The sequence below is a fragment of the Desulfitobacterium nosdiversum genome (assembly GCF_049860565.1).
In the GTDB taxonomy this organism is placed as follows: Bacteria; Bacillota; Desulfitobacteriia; order Desulfitobacteriales; family Desulfitobacteriaceae; genus Desulfitobacterium_A; species Desulfitobacterium_A nosdiversum.
In genome coordinates, this window is record NZ_CP172056.1 from 3,529,984 (window position 1) to 3,545,248 (window position 15,265).

Here is a 15,265-nt window from a genome sequence, read left to right on the forward strand (position 1 = left end):
CGAGAATTATTCTGTTCTAGCCCTAGTTTGTTTAAGAAGAATCGCGCTCAGTTTCACACTCGTTCGAGAGGGCGATGTGGTTCCTCTGGTAGGTTTGCACAAATTGAGTCTCCGATTGGGACTTCTCCCCAAGTTAACACGATACCCATTACTCCAGCCTTTCGCACGAAATTCCTGTGTTAGCTATAGATCAATTTGACCGTTAGATTTAATGTCTGTATTAGAAGGAGTTAAACTATCAAAAAAGAATAATATTATGATATGGAGGTGTAATAGTTTGAAAGGTAAGTTTTCAATTAAGAAAGATTTCCTCTATAAACTAAATCAAGATGGTATTGCTTCTTATGATTTGAATTCTTGGGAAGATTTTATTAATATCTTGGATAATAATAAAGCTTTTGATTTTAATGCCTTTTTATGGAGAGGTCAACGTAAATCAAGCTGGGTACTAGATTCTACTTTAGACCGTTTGATAACATCAAATAATAGCTATTATAGATATGATTTGGTAGAAAAACATTTTACAGGTTTCAAGTATGCTATTAGGGGCAGACGTGGGTCCTTTCCAAAAGAATTAACTGATGATGAGTATTGGGCATTAGGCCAACATTATGGTTTGGCTACCCCTCTTCTTGATTGGACAACCTCACCTTACATAGCAACTTTCTTTGCTTTACACGAAATTCCTTTTTTAAATCTTTCCGATGAAGATATGTTGAAAGAGTCATTTTCAATTTATGCAATTAATAAAAATAAAATTAAAGACAAATTAGCTGAAAATAATTTGGATGATTCAAATAAAATAGAATTTATTAGTCCCCTTATGGATGATAATCCAAGACTGATTAATCAAAATGGTTCTTTTATTAAGATACCACCTAATACAAACATTGAAGCAATAATTAAAAATTTATTCAAAGGAGAAGAACGTGAATTTGCATTATTTAAATTTAATATACCTTATAAAAGGAACAGAAAGAATAATATCGAAAATATACTTTTATCATTAAATAGAATGAACATTAATTCTAGTATATTATTTTCTGATTTATTCGGAGCATCCCTTTTATGTAACATGAGACTTACTATTCCAAGGTATACTATTCCACATTAAACTGAAAAAGTCAGCTGAAATTGCTTGTTCATTGTGTCCTGGAATACGTACCCCTCCGACGCTCCCAGCGTGGTGAATATGGTATCAAACTTCGTCAATCAGTATCTCTCTTCACCCCAACCAGCTCACCAAGCCTCGAAAGTGGCCTTCTTTTGGAAAGCGGGAAATTGTAAGACTCGGTACTTGACTGCTGGCTAGGCTTTATCAAGGCGACTATTTCAAGCCGCATGTTCTTCTTGAACTTAGCAAGGCACAAGGCGCAACCGGCGGGTATTAACCCTCGTTGATGATGTACGGAATAAGCTAAAAAAACGGCGCAAGGTTGTTTGTATAATCACTTCGAGAGGAGCTTACTTGGCAAAGCAGGGAGCTGATTCCTTTAGGCCAAAACGGAGGCGAAGGGTGTGAAGAGGCTTAAGCTGATTGAAAGGCATCAACCATCGCAAATTATTTCCCAACCTCTGCTTTGTGCTTCTTTTTGTAGCTCATAATCCGGATTCACTGCCACCGGGTGCCCAACCAGCGTTAGCAAAGGTAAGTCGTGGACCCCGTCAGCATACGATATAAGCTTCGTCTAAATTAAATAACACCCCGGAATTCTCTTGTGCTTTTAAGAAGCTTCGTAATGCATCTACCTTTGAAGTTCCAATCAAAAGTGATTTAATTCGTAAGCGTCAAATAACTTAGTGGATACAAAAAAAGCAAAAACCAGTGTAAACTGAGCAGAGATTTTTATCTCTGCTTTTTAGATTATCTTAAGAACGCTTAATCATTTTCTTTTTACTCATGTAGCTTCCAATTAAATCTAGAAAGTTTTAAGGCGTTTGTCCAAGTTAGAAAAAAGTCTCTCTAAAGTTGATTTGCTGATCATCGATGAACTCAGCTATCTCACTTTTAACCGTCACCAATCCGAGATGCTATTCCAGGTCATATCGGAACGCTCTGAAAGAGCGAGCCTAATTATAACCACCAATCTTGAATTCTCAAGATGGACGGAGTTATTTGAAAACGAAATCATGGTTGCCGCGTTAATTGACCGAGTCGCTTTCCGGTCCCATATTTTAAACATGAATGTGAAGGATTCCTACCGACTAGAACAAACCCTGACAAAAACGCAGGAGGTTAGAACAGACTAAAGACGGGCGCCGCGCCTGTAAAATCTCCATTTGGGCTACGCCCTTCCGATTTTACAGGCGCATATTCTTAACCATAAGTGGCTCGATATTTTCCCAGCGTTTTTCGCAATATGGCTCACTTTTTTACTGGCGTTAGTGGCTCAATATTTTTCTGGCGAATGGCTTACTTTTTTCTTGACGTTCGCACTTTAAGGGGTAGCCAGTAATACAAATGCCCCCTCAGGGGCAGCAAAAGCGGCAAAAACAAGGTAGCTTGAACGAATGTGAAAGCCAGCGCCTTTAGGTGCGGGTCGGTAACAGAGGCTTATAGCCTCAGAACAAACCACCCGTTGGACGGGTGGTGATGATTTTTTAATTCCCTAAGATATTATACATCTTGCCATAAACAAGGATAACTAGAATTTTAGAAATACGTACTCAAGAAATTTGTATGCTTTTAAAACTTAATTATCATTTTTATTATTAAATGCTTCAAGTAATTTTATTTCAAGTTCGCTATTAAAACCGTTAAAATAGGTTCCATCAAGAATCTTCCCCTCAAAATCCGGGTATGATTTCGGGGTAAGGATATTAAAAGCATAACGGACATTTTTATTAGTTTTCTTCATTTCTTCATTAAGTAACGAAAAGTATTTTCTAGCATCTACCATTTTAGAATAATTCTCTTTACTAACATCATTATCAGCCTTTGTCTCAATTACAGCTATATTATCACCAATCTTAATAAAGAAATCTGGATTAAACTCTTTTGGTCTACTTCCTCGTTTTAATATATATTTCAACGAATAAAAGCCAGTATCTCGCGATTTTATCCAAGCATCAATCCGTCCAGCAATACTTGTCCTAGTGAGTAATTCTATAAACTTAGTCTCTGGTTCTTTGTTAGCCACTACTACACTTGAGGGCGTCTTAAAATTATAGACATTAATTTCTTTCATCTGTTTTCCCGGTAGCTCATTGCTAAAGAACTCTAAAATCTCAAGTTCCTCTTGAGATAGTTCTTTTTTATAATCCGATGAATAATAAACAACCATACCATTCTTTACAGCAGTATATCTATCGCTCGATTTAGCCATTTGATTAGTCTTAATTTCTTCAGGGGCATTTACTTTATTCACAAATCCAGCTGATGACCTTTTTTTGCGTAATAGTCCAGTAAACTTACCATTGATTTTTTCGATATTTGCATAAGTTAATTTATCACCTTTGATATTTGCAGATTCCATCGAAGCCTTAATAAATGCAACTATCTCATCATAAGAAGGTAGCCGATCCATTTCAGTTTCCCCATTGTTAAAAACCAATTCATTATTAAGGTTCCGAATATTTGCTTCCTTTTCTCTTCTTTTGTATTGGTTCACTATAGCCGCAGCTACTTCTGTTATAGTTTTTGTTTCTTTAAATATTTGATAATCAACGTTTTCTATTTTATTAGAAGTATCAATGTAAGAAATAGATTTTAAGACTCTTTCGTCTTGAGTAATTAATGCTAAAGGTTGGCTTATATCAAACGTTTCTACTTCATCATAATTCTCATTAAACTTAGGCTGTTCAACTTTATCAAAGTTTAACTTATACAATAAAAAATTGTATTGTGCCCTAGTTCCAGATTGTATAATTGAGCTAGTAATACTAGCTTCATTTTCTAGTATTTCATCAACAATTTTCCTTATATTTTTACTCCACGACGAATGATTAAATACTCTTACAGATGGTTGTGTATTCATTCCTTTAGGTATACGTAACCCACGTCCTAGAACTTGAGCAATAAGTAGTTTTGAATTAAAAGCCCTATCTTCCCACGGAACAACTTGAAAAACGTTCTGCACATCCCATCCCTCTGTCAGCATGGATACAGAAATAATCCATTCGATAGGATTATTTTTATCATCCACCAATGGAAGTTTCTGTACATTAGCTTTGTGGTCTTTATGTGATGTTACAATAAGCACCTTGTTCTTGACATTTTCTTTATTATCATTAGTAAAGGATACTAAAAAGTCTACAAAATCCTCATATAGTATTTTTGCACTGTTAATATCACTTGTAACAATAATAGATAACGGTTTTAACCCTGAATATAAGGTTTTACTTTTATTATGATTGTGAAGTATCTTCTGAAACTTCTCATAATCGTTTTCGTGTGTTTCTTCATCAACATAATTAACCCTTTTTACTACTTTATCAGTGATTGCTTGTCTTAGGGAATATCGATAAAATACATCGTTAAAATAATCATCACCGCAATAAGCAGTTCCTGTAAATCCAATGTGATATTTAAAACCGTATTTCGGATTCAAAACAAACTCTTTCCATTTTTTAATATCTGAATCTTTAGATGTATTATATGCATGATGAACTTCATCACTAAGTATTAAAGTGTCAGAACCACTATTTATAAAGCTTTGATCAATGGAAGTTTCAGTATTAGAATAAACAGCGTGAATGTTTTCAATGCAAATATCATTTGCACTGATTGTATTATTTGCATTAGTTATTCTTAAAGATTTTTTAAATTTTTCTGGAATGTAGGATTGCAAATCAGCTTTAGATATAAGTTCAAGAAACTTTTTATTTAGTTCTGTCTCTATTGTAAGAGAAGGACATAATACTAAAACTCTTTTAACAAAACCCATAGACATTAAAATTTGAGCAATACCAAATATGACAAAACTTTTCCCAGAACCCGTAGCCATATCTAATACACCTGATAAAATATTAGGCATTTGTAAACTTCTAAGAAAATGAGGAAGTGTCTTGTAAGTTGTCCGTATATCCTCATTCAAATAATAATTTTCCTCTGCTAGATCATTAATTGAGCTATATTTCGCTGACATAAGGTAAATAACTGCTGTTTTAATAGCAGTCTTTTGATATTCTCTTTCACTACATAAACAGTCAAGATAGTCTTGCCAACTATCGATATCTAATACAGCTCTATTGTAATTTTTATCAATACTTAAAACCAAGTTCTTTATATCAAATTTCCTTATTCCTTCCATAGCTACCCCTCTAAAACTTCCATAAACTCATTCCCATATATATCAATATAAACCACCTTAATTTTATTACTTTGGATATCATTATAATGTAATAATATTACGTATTTTTCATTATTCTTAATATCATCTGCAAAGAAAACTTTCTCCATAATAAAGTTCGTGTCACTTGACGAATCAATTAACACCATTGCCAAAATATCTTTAACTAATTGATCATCTTCACTAACATTAACGAATGGGGACGTAACTTTTTCTATTACAATTTTAATATCTTTATTAACTTTTTCTATATGGCTTCTGACTTCGGGTATATCATTAAAGTAAAAACCAATGGAGTCTTCTACTTTATTTATTTTTTTGATATTTTTAGGCTGTTGTAACTTTTTAAACTTTATTTTATGAAGATCAGCAATGACTTGATATGGAATTCGAAGTAAATAATATTTAATATTATCTATTTTGTAATAATCACCAATTATATCCACATTTACTTCTGGTGCAATAAGATAAAATTTATCTTTTATTTTATGACCGATCTGGTTATGCAAATCTTGTATATAACTTTCATTAATGGCTGTTGTCTCGGAGAAATCTTGATATGCAAATACCTTGGCCCAGTCTCCTCTTCTTTTACCATCAACTTGTATTCCATTTATTTTTTGTACATCTTTATCAATATGGAAAAGTTCTAAAACGAAATCATAATATTTTTGTCTATTTAGATTAAAGACACTCTCCAAATTATAGCATCCAGCATTAACAAGGCAGAAATCGTTTGCTCCATTTTTTAATTTAAGTAATCTTTTTTGAATAGTATAAATTGATAATTTTCCAATATCACAGCCAATCCATCTTCTTCCCATAGTTTCTGCAGATATAAGTGTAGTTCCACTTCCTGCAAAAAAATCCATAACGATATCGCCTTTTTGAGTTGTCATTTCAATAATTCTCGAAAGCATTTTAATGCTTTTCTCAGTTGGATATTTAGTTGTAAAAGCATATGCAGGAATATCGTTCCATAGATTATTACATAAAGTTTCCGTTGAGGATGGTAGAAAATACTCGGGTTTTCCTGAGCCCTCATTTTTTCTAATGAATTTTTTCTTTTTACCTGTTCTTATCCAATATTCATTAAGAGATTCATCCTTTTTAAAAGAGTTCTCCCATATTTCATAATTCTTTATTGCTCTTATAGCTTTATCTTTCTCCCATCTCCAATGATTTGAGGAAGACGGGACAACACCAAACAATTCATAGTCCATACCAGTTCTGTAACCGGAAGCATCAAAAGAATGCCATCTTTCATCTTTATAATCTATTTTTGTTGGCGGTAAAATTAGCCCATCTTCAGTTTTTGAATACATCAGTATCGTATCAAATTCTTCATTAAGCTTTTTCACCATTTTTCTTTCTCTTATATTTTTCTTAACTCTATTCACTGCAATCTCATTTTTAAAATTGTTTTCCCCGAAAACTTCATCCATAATTACTTTTATATAATGTTTTTTCCTATAGTCCAAATGAACACATATTATTCCATCGGTTGATAATATTTCACGTGCAAGCAATAATCTTACTCTAAGAAATTCAATAAACTCTGATCCTTTTACTTTATCAGCGTATGCTTTTTCGCCCCCTTTTGTAATAAAATCACTTTCAGTCGCAAAAGGGGGGTCAATATATATTAATTTAACTTTTCCTTTTATTTTATCTTTAATTAAAGGGTCCATATTCTCATATATTGTTTTTAATGATTGAAAGTTATCACCGAAAATCAATAAATTCTTCCAGTCATCTTCTATTATTTTTCCGCTCGAAAACTCCTTCTCAACTTGAAAAGGAACGGATTGAGGCTCTTCTCCAACAGAAAGAATCTTTTCTTTTGGTGCTTTGTCTTTATAAGTCAACTCATATTCCCTATGGTCTATCGGGAAAATAATTTGTGCATATTCTTGCGGAATATCTTTACCACTTTGTAGAATTTGTATCAACTTATCAGCTAGTTCTTTTTCCATTATATTCTCCTAAATACGATGTGAATTTTTTATAAAGATTACAAAACTTTCGTGTTTATATTCGGCTTGTATTTGCAACATTCCTTCCATTTCCAAAAAAAAAGAAAATAACGTATTATTTTTGTAAAAATTTATAACAATATTACTGAAAACTAAATAAGGAGGTTTATACGATATGACAACTTTAATTGTTGTCTTCGGGTTCATTGTTTACTCTTTCAGCATGATAATTTTTGTAATTATTTTACTGAAATTAAAGTAAACAATGTTATCCCCTCGGGAACGGATATGTTCCCATTCCCGAGATATCGTATAAACAAATATAATAATACAAGGGACCGTGTAGAAACTTAGTTTCCCACGGCCCTATCAAAAACCATAAATCTTAAAAAGTTCATACAAGGACACATGCATAAATGGTTGACTGCTTATATATTGGCAGCAACCATTTTTCTCATGTTATGGTCAATGCAATGTAAGCCCCACTCTAGCTTGACTTTATCCAACCCGTTGAGAATAAATCGGCGAATGCCAAAATTGCCTTTGATATCTCCAAAGACACTCTCCACCTCAATCGGTCTTAATCTACGCATCTTCAGCCCGTATTCGTAGGTCAGATTGGCCCTAGCCTCTGCTTTAAGCTCATTGCCTCTCCGGTTAATGTAAATCTGCTTATTAAAATCTGGATTATTGCTCTGCTTTATACACCGGTCTCGGTACAGACACTCTTTACAATCCTCACTTTGGTATACTCGAATGATCTTAGCTGTGTTTTCACACAGCCCCTATATTAAAGGCATCTATGTTTTTCTTAATACTTAGGAGGCTCAGAATACATTTTCAGTAAGTCTTCTACCCTTAAATTATGAAGAGTAAGAAATTCGTGCAATTTCTTTGGAGGAAGATCTTTAAAATCTAAAGATTTAAATTCCATAAAGAACTTTTCAACATTACTGGTAAGCTTTCTTAAAAGGTTTTCCCTCATAATTTCGACATCAAGATTAAATCCAGTAGCATGACTAAGTTTCTTAGTAGGTATTATCATAATTCTTTTAACAGGTACATCTCCGTAATTTCTATGAAACCAAGCGCAAGCATTATTCATTTGACCCGTTTCGTCTTTATGAATCTCCCTCCTATTAATACTTACTTTACTTTTGCATTCAACCAATAAATACTCGTTGTCCTTAACTTTCCATAAATTATCCGGTCCTTCATTCCATTCTTTATCCGGGCGTTGACTAATAAATCCAAGCGCTTTACCTAGATCATCAAAAGCTCGCTCAAATCGCTCTGCCTCCACTCCAAATCTAAGCTGGCTTAAAATACTATCCACATTTATTTTTAGTTCATCAAAACTTTCGAAAGTTTGAATCCAAACAATAATATTTTCAGCTCTTTTTAGACCTAATGAAGAAATATTCGTTATAGAAATACCTTCTCTTGGCTTAAATAGATTGATATTTTTTTTGTGCGCAGAAATTTGATAGTCATTAGCCTGACTAACAGAACGAGGATATATATATCTTGCTAATTCTTGAAGGTACCATCCTTTTTCTTGCGTATCCTTAATTTGCGTATCTATGAGGCTTTGAATTATTGAACATGCCTCTTCATAATTTCCATTATAGTATTCATTTTCAGCTTTTCTCTCTGCTTCAAATATTGCTAATACTTTCTTTGATACTAGAGTTGAATCCAGTTCATTCATTTTTTCAACATAAAATTCTTTCCAACCTTCGTCACGATTAAGTGATTGATTAACTAGGTTTAATAAAGCGTTTCTTGGTGATATTCCATTTTTTATATCATCTCTAGCATAATCGGCTATTTCTAATCCTATTTCCACCTGGAGATTAGTTTGTTGTGAGAAGTATTTTCTGGTATTTTTACTTCTGATAATCTTTATAAGTTCAGTACCAATTAATAGTATGACACAATAATCCTTCTCACCTCTAACCCCTCTCCCTAAACCCTGTTCAATTATTTGCGCTTGCTTAATTGCAATAATTTCACTTGTACTACGACACATTTCAAAATACCTATCTTCTAATGACTCAGAAAAGGGCTTGGAATCGAAAACTAATACTCTACAGGTATGGTCAGGAAGATCTATCCCATCATATCTATTTACGATAATAACTGTTTTCTCAAAATCTTTATTTTTCAATTTTTCTATTTCATAATAAATGTTTTCATGATTAGTAATTACACTTCCGTATTTTTCCCAGTCCTTACTCCCTTTAAAGCTAGGTGTTAAAGCGACAACCCCAAATTTTGCATCAGTTCTAGGCTTCGCATAGATATTAACAATTTCCGTTCTTTCCAATGTATTATCAATAAGAGAAGGTATCAGGATCATTTTCTCTCCAGACCATTTTTCATTTAAGACACATAAAGGATTCTCAACCGTAGCTGCACTTAACCCTAATCCTTTAATAAAAAATGAATCATCATTTATTGTAGCTGACATAAAAACTCTATGGTCAGCTTTACTGTAAGAACCAAATAATCTAAGTGGTAAACCATAAGGAGCTATTTCAAGGCTATCTCCAGATATAATGCATCGACAATCTTTTAAAATATCTTTAAGTAAAGGCCAAGGATATTTAATTTCATTTTTCAGGCTCTTATTTTCAGATAAAATTTTTGCCACTTCAGATATTTTATCTTGCCAATCCCAATACGGTACTGTCAAAAAAGCATCATAATCGTTATTTTTTATGTCAGCATAAGTCCCAACCCCTTGTTTTTCTAGCTCCGGACCAAATAGAGTTAATAAATCAAGATAAGGTTGTTGGTTCTTTTTGAGTGTAATTTTACATGCATTGCGAATATGGTCGATACACGCATGTGCATCATCTATTAGAATTGTTGATACTGGAATCGATTTAGACCCCAGTTCGAACTTTGTCTCACCGTTAAATAACTTTTGAATATTTGTTATCAGAATAGACTTTCCATCTAAAAAATCATCGGGTAATTGTTTATCAACTATAACAGAATAGTTAATTCCAAAACTTTGAGCTTGTTTACATGTTTGCTCAACTAAATATCGGGGCACAAATATATTGCTGGTCCGGTATTCTGATTTAATCGTGATTGTAAAATCAATAATCCAATTAACGTTTTTCCTTGACCTGTATGAAGTTTAAGTATTACGTCTTTTTTCCCTCTATATTTATCATACCAATCGCTTAATATTTGCTCCTGAACTGGTCTGAGAGGACCTTTATCACTTTCTCTATCTAAATTCTCATAAATCTTACACGGATGAATTGTTCTATCGATTTGTTTAGCTCCTAATTTTTTTCGAAAATCTACCATTAGAAAATTCCCTCCTTATCGCAATCAAACAATATCGCGAAATACAAATATTTCCTTAATACTTGTGTTTCGCGATATATTCCATAAAATCCTTTAAAAAATTACACAAAAATTCCATTTATGTTGTTTAAAAAGGAGTCTTCAGCCTCCTCTTAGATCGCTTAAATATTTCAATAAAATATACGTTAAGAAAGTCTCTGGAAGCAAAAAGCACGTTTTTTTAGTTTAAAAATATAAGGGTATTTTGAGAAAGCTATTATCTAAAACTTCTTTAAGCTTTGAAGAATCAATAATTTATATATGGAATTCGACACGATTTATAACATTTTTTAGGAAATCGACAAGAATAAATACTATAATATAAATTGTAGGCCTACAAAACATTATATGGAAAAGGTGATATAATAAGTAAAATTTTAAAAAACAATGAAATAGTGCTAAGGAGTGGTATTATGTCCAAAAAATTGATAATCATTGGTTCGTTGGTTATATCTGGCATATTGGTTTCAACTTTAGGTTTTGAAAATTCTTATGCCGTTGCTCAGTATGCCAAAACAGGAATTTCTCTTCCAAATCAACAAGATGTTGTGAAGAAGGCTCATTTAAACAAGTTAAAAGCTATTTCTACACAATCCAAAACGCCTCAGAAAGATGTGGATAACTATCTCAAGGGTTTAAATAAAGATGAATTATTACTCGCAGTTGCAGAAGTATCCGATGAAACAAAAGATCCGGAAAATATCTCCGACTTACAAATTTTTGCATCAGCGACCAAGGAAAAATTATTGGGTAATTTAACTAATGCAGACTTTGAATCTATATTTACGAATCCAAATTATAGCAATAACTTTAAAAGATATGCCATGGACATTAAGAGTACTGAGAACTATCAAAAAGGCACTAAAAATGATGAGGAATATAATCGGTTACTTCGAAATATTTACCAAGATAAGACCCAGCGGAATGATTTAAGAGTTGTTTCCTTGCTCCAAACCGATAATTACAACGCATCGGATGTTCCGATCCTTGAGGAGCTGATAAGTTCCCAAGACTCCTCTGCTGTTTTGAAAGCTAATGCAATAAGAATTTTAAAAAGGATTGATAAGGAAAAGGGAAATAAGCATGTCCTGGATATATTAAATAATGTAAATATGTATTCAGAAACAGAAGTCGCCGTTTCCCTAGATACATTAGGTAATTACACTAAACAAGTTGAGAATATCACCGGCTCAGAAGATGAGATTGATTTGATAAATGATGTACTTAAACAGACGAATAACCCTAATGTAGTACAGAGTGCAGTATTCTCACTTGCTCACTTTAAGAATGCTAAGTCAGTCGAGACAGTTCTTCAAAATCGGGCCAAAATCAATGATGATTTTGCCATTCGATTCTATAGCGATAGAAATTTCTTAGTAGTCGCTGATATGCTGAATAGTAGTGATTCGTTGGTACTAAACACTGCTTTGACAAGTGTGGAAATTGCACCTTTCAAGAGCTTCTTACCCAAGATTACTGAGTTAGAAGCCTCTACTACCGATCAAGCTTTAAAAGCTAGACTGGACAATATCATTAGTCTGATCAATAGCAGTAATATTGACAGAAACACTAAATGGGACGTTGATTATAAATAAGAAAGTGAGGATAGAACATGAAAAAGATAATAAGTACATGTTTACTTGTATTTTCTTTACTATTTGCTAATGTTTCACCCGCTTTTGCTGCCAATCATTACGGCGATGCAGTCTACAGAGACGGCGTATTGGACAATTTAACTTGGCACGCTGCAATTAACAATTATTCCACGGTTGGCTGGGCTGTCATTGAGGCTCCTGGAGGAAGTGGGGTTGTCTCAAGTCATACTTGGAACACTTTCCTTACAGACGGCGATGGAATTGTACGTAACTACCAAGGGCCCCCACAATATAAATACGGTATGACTGATAACGATCTAAATAATGTTCTTTATACAGCTCGTTTTTTGGCAAATCAAGCAAATGTAACCTATACCCCGATTGATATGATGCATGGTTATACTTCTATGACTTATATTTCACCCGGAAGTGTTTCCCAGCTACGTTGCGATGGTTTAGTTGAATATGCTTATGAATGGAATAACTGGGATGTCTTAATGGACAAAAACGGTAATTGGGATATTAGTAACAAAAATTCGACTCCGTATCACAGCTCCATATGGTTTACTTGGACAGGTAACACCTTTAATCCTGTCACCCAATGGAGCTATATGGACCCACACTATGACTAATTTGTTATACCGTCATAAGGTTGATAGAATTGCTTATAGATAGGAATTTTCTCAAAAAGGGGATACCAACTCGGCATCCCCTTCTAACTATATTGGAAAGAGCGTATTATTAGGTAAATGGATTAAACTAAAAACATCTGAAAAATAAAAGGAAGTGATTTAATATAAAAAGGAATCTAGTTTTCACTCTCTCCATTTCAATCTTAGCAATCCTGTTTGGCTACAAGTCCAATTGGGCATCTTTCTTAGGGGAATGGGGTACAGTTCCAGACAAGTTTGAAGGCTTAATAGTAAGTATTGTCTTTTTAGTAGCTTTGTTATTATACGGAATAGTTATGGGCTATATGAAAAAGAAGAGCTTCATAAAATTCATCTCACTATATTGGGGAATTAGTGGTTCAATTTGTCTAATTTCATATTTTATGGCACCCATTGGAGGCTTTGCAATCATTGTGCTTCCTATAGATATACTTACTACGGTTCCCACTTATGGACTTAAATATTTTTACATAACAGGCACTAACGTTCATTATCTAGTCTATATATTTAGTATGATTTCATCATGGTCAGCCAGCTCTTTTGGATTCTTACTTGGCTATGCACTAAAGAAATTAAAAGTAGACGTTCAGAAAAATGAATGAATCTCATTCTTAAACATGAAAAATCCTTTCAAATACAAAACTTAACCTATAACAACTTCAAGTTAATTTTACACTTATTCGGTGCGTCAAAGAGGAAGACCAATTCTTTAGTTAATTTTTTGAAGTTAAAGACTTTTGAGTATCAGGGTACGTCTACTTAAATAAGGGAGATGGAGTAATGAGTTATTTTGTTACATTAACATTTGACTTATCCGATGCTGAAGCAGATGATTATGAGAATGTGAAGAGTGAACTTACTAAAAATGGGCTATATGATACCGCTACTGGAAACTCTGGGAAACAGATCGAATTACCATTTAATACTTATTGCGGCCAGTTTGAAGAAAGTAATAATACATCTGAAAGTTTACGAAACTACTTTACTGACAAGGAATCACAAGTATTTAACACGTGTAAGGTTAAAGGTAATTTATTTGTCTCAGTAGGAAATGGATGGTCATGGGGACAAAGACAAGTTTAATAAATAAAGGGCTAAGAAGGCTTTATTATAAAGATTAAAAGTTAAGGTACCCTGATGCATTATTTAAATTCTCAAGTAAAAGATTTAAAAAAGGTAAGTACCGTTGTGATGCGTTCATTAACAGGCACTTGGAATTGACGGTATTAATGATATCCCTCAGGTATATCAAATAACCGAAAACACAATACCGTAAAAAACGTTGTGGATATCTATCATTTATCAGTATATTTTACTTTTAATTTTAACATCACATATTATGGTTGTATCATAACCACTCTTGAATTTTGAATAAAGAATACTTTTTGCAACAACTCAAGTCAAAATGCTAACAGGCAAAAAAAGAAGAACAAATTAAAGATGCAAATAAAAAGCACTTTAGGGTTTTATTTCACCCCAAAGTGCTTTCTTGATATCAACTAAGAATTTATTCAACCTCACTGTTTCTTACAAACAGACAAAGGTTTTCATCCCATTTCCACGAATTTTGATCTTCTGGATTGTTTATGAATTTAACTAGAACATCGTACTCTGAATCCTTTATAGCTTTCTGAAACCATTGCTCGTAGGTTAAATCCAATGATTTACAGATGGAGTCTAATCTAGCCTTAATCTTTTCATCTCCTGGGAATATGATAAACATTAAAAATCACCACCCCTTGCTCGGACATTATAAACATTTATTAAACATTAGACTCCCTAATTCCTGCTAGATTATCTATAAATTTCTATCATAAGTTAAACAAATCTTCCCTTTTCTAACCTTATAAAGACAAATATATTTTATTTCTATTATGAAAACGTGAGATACTAAGAGATAATAAGTGATATTTTACGTTAATATTGATTTATTCTTATTTTTATGCAATTTTATCCATAATATGCGAAAAGAGAAAATATTATGGAATACATTTTTACAAGATACCGACCTCTTTGACAAAGAAATAGGTGTAAAATTTAATCAAATCTTAAAACCAGATATTGTTTAGATTGAGAAAAATGAAGAATGTATGTTCTTTGCCGTCCCTGCGTCAATCATTCGAAAGTAGTTTTCAAAGCAGGGATTTCATCGAATTTATTTTGCAATTCTTCAGGAATTACGAATTCAGTATTCTTTTTGAAATTCACTTCCAAACCGGCTTTTTCAACTTCAATGGCTTCATGAATATAGGTTTTCAAGATGGTTTCCATCTCAACGATTTCTCGAACATTGGTGAACCGGATCTGGCGCCCTGCCTGCACATTCTTCGTTTTTTGGACCAGAATACCATGGGCATCCTGTAACA

General features: G+C 33.1%; 11 protein-coding genes and 1 pseudogene. 5 read left to right on the top strand and 7 right to left on the bottom strand.

All coding sequences use genetic code 11. The features are described from left to right. Positions 1-277: 277 nt before the first annotated feature. Positions 278-1,114: an FRG domain-containing protein gene (locus ACHOLT_RS17220; protein ID WP_425803131.1), complete on the top strand. Its 837-nt coding sequence runs from the start codon at positions 278-280 to the stop codon at positions 1,112-1,114. A gap of 824 nt (positions 1,115-1,938) precedes the next feature. Next, positions 1,939-2,250, top strand: a complete 312-nt coding sequence (locus tag ACHOLT_RS17225; protein WP_425803133.1) for an ATP-binding protein — start codon at positions 1,939-1,941, stop codon at positions 2,248-2,250. A 443-nt stretch (positions 2,251-2,693) separates the two neighbouring features. Here the strand turns inward: ACHOLT_RS17225 and ACHOLT_RS17230 are convergent, their stop codons facing one another. The 5 genes and pseudogenes from ACHOLT_RS17230 to ACHOLT_RS17250 all read right to left on the bottom strand — a co-directional run bounded on the left by ACHOLT_RS17230 (position 2,694) and on the right by ACHOLT_RS17250 (position 10,594). Next, entirely contained in the window at positions 2,694-5,252 is a 2,559-nt protein-coding gene (locus ACHOLT_RS17230) for a DEAD/DEAH box helicase (RefSeq protein WP_425803136.1), read from the bottom strand. Positions 5,253-5,254: 2 nt separating this feature from the next. Further along, positions 5,255-7,267 carry a site-specific DNA-methyltransferase gene (locus tag ACHOLT_RS17235; RefSeq protein ID WP_425803139.1) on the bottom strand — a complete coding sequence of 671 codons (2,013 nt, stop codon included), beginning with the start codon at positions 7,265-7,267 and terminating at the stop codon, positions 5,255-5,257. Between the two features lie 428 nt (positions 7,268-7,695). Next, positions 7,696-8,025: pseudogene (locus tag ACHOLT_RS17240) on the bottom strand (transposase); the annotation flags it as partial. 53 nt (positions 8,026-8,078) lie between these two features. Next, positions 8,079-10,331, bottom strand: coding sequence for a DEAD/DEAH box helicase (locus ACHOLT_RS17245; RefSeq protein WP_425803141.1), 2,253 nt, complete (start codon positions 10,329-10,331; stop codon positions 8,079-8,081). Beyond that, complete coding sequence (locus ACHOLT_RS17250) at positions 10,316-10,594, bottom strand: DEAD/DEAH box helicase family protein (protein ID WP_425803144.1); 279 nt, start codon at positions 10,592-10,594, stop codon at positions 10,316-10,318. Before ACHOLT_RS17250 ends, ACHOLT_RS17245 begins: the two co-directional genes overlap by 16 nt. 452 nt (positions 10,595-11,046) lie before the next feature. Between ACHOLT_RS17250 and ACHOLT_RS17255 the strand changes: the two genes are divergently transcribed. The 3 genes from ACHOLT_RS17255 to ACHOLT_RS17265 all read left to right on the top strand — a co-directional run bounded on the left by ACHOLT_RS17255 (position 11,047) and on the right by ACHOLT_RS17265 (position 13,982). Beyond that, the gene (locus tag ACHOLT_RS17255; protein ID WP_425803146.1) at positions 11,047-12,228 is read left to right on the top strand and encodes a hypothetical protein; all 1,182 of its coding nucleotides are present in this window, start codon (positions 11,047-11,049) and stop codon (positions 12,226-12,228) included. Between the two features lie 17 nt (positions 12,229-12,245). Next, the gene (locus tag ACHOLT_RS17260) at positions 12,246-12,860 is read left to right on the top strand and encodes a hypothetical protein (RefSeq protein ID WP_425803148.1); all 615 of its coding nucleotides are present in this window, start codon (positions 12,246-12,248) and stop codon (positions 12,858-12,860) included. An 819-nt stretch (positions 12,861-13,679) separates the two neighbouring features. Continuing rightward, positions 13,680-13,982, top strand: coding sequence for a hypothetical protein (locus tag ACHOLT_RS17265; RefSeq protein WP_425803151.1), 303 nt, complete (start codon positions 13,680-13,682; stop codon positions 13,980-13,982). Positions 13,983-14,406: 424 nt separating this feature from the next. Here the strand turns inward: ACHOLT_RS17265 and ACHOLT_RS17270 are convergent, their stop codons facing one another. Continuing rightward, a complete protein-coding gene (locus ACHOLT_RS17270) occupies positions 14,407-14,622 on the bottom strand; it encodes a hypothetical protein (protein WP_425803153.1) in 216 nt (71 codons plus the stop codon). Between the two features lie 392 nt (positions 14,623-15,014). Next, positions 15,015-15,221 carry a hypothetical protein gene (locus ACHOLT_RS17275; RefSeq protein WP_425803155.1) on the bottom strand — a complete coding sequence of 69 codons (207 nt, stop codon included), beginning with the start codon at positions 15,219-15,221 and terminating at the stop codon, positions 15,015-15,017. Positions 15,222-15,265: the final 44 nt, after the last annotated feature.

What these genes read in the sequence shown, in the direction of transcription:
- ACHOLT_RS17230 (WP_425803136.1), bottom strand. Translation starts at nt 5,252, where the DNA reads ATGGAAGGAATAAGGAAATTTGATATAAAGAACTTGGTTTTAAGTATT.
- ACHOLT_RS17235 (WP_425803139.1), bottom strand. Translation starts at nt 7,267, where the DNA reads ATGGAAAAAGAACTAGCTGATAAGTTGATACAAATTCTACAAAGTGGT.
- ACHOLT_RS17250 (WP_425803144.1), bottom strand. Translation starts at nt 10,594, where the DNA reads ATGGTAGATTTTCGAAAAAAATTAGGAGCTAAACAAATCGATAGAACA.
- ACHOLT_RS17255 (WP_425803146.1), top strand. Translation starts at nt 11,047, where the DNA reads ATGTCCAAAAAATTGATAATCATTGGTTCGTTGGTTATATCTGGCATA.
- ACHOLT_RS17260 (WP_425803148.1), top strand. Translation starts at nt 12,246, where the DNA reads ATGAAAAAGATAATAAGTACATGTTTACTTGTATTTTCTTTACTATTT.
- ACHOLT_RS17265 (WP_425803151.1), top strand. Translation starts at nt 13,680, where the DNA reads ATGAGTTATTTTGTTACATTAACATTTGACTTATCCGATGCTGAAGCA.
- ACHOLT_RS17270 (WP_425803153.1), bottom strand. Translation starts at nt 14,622, where the DNA reads ATGTTTATCATATTCCCAGGAGATGAAAAGATTAAGGCTAGATTAGAC.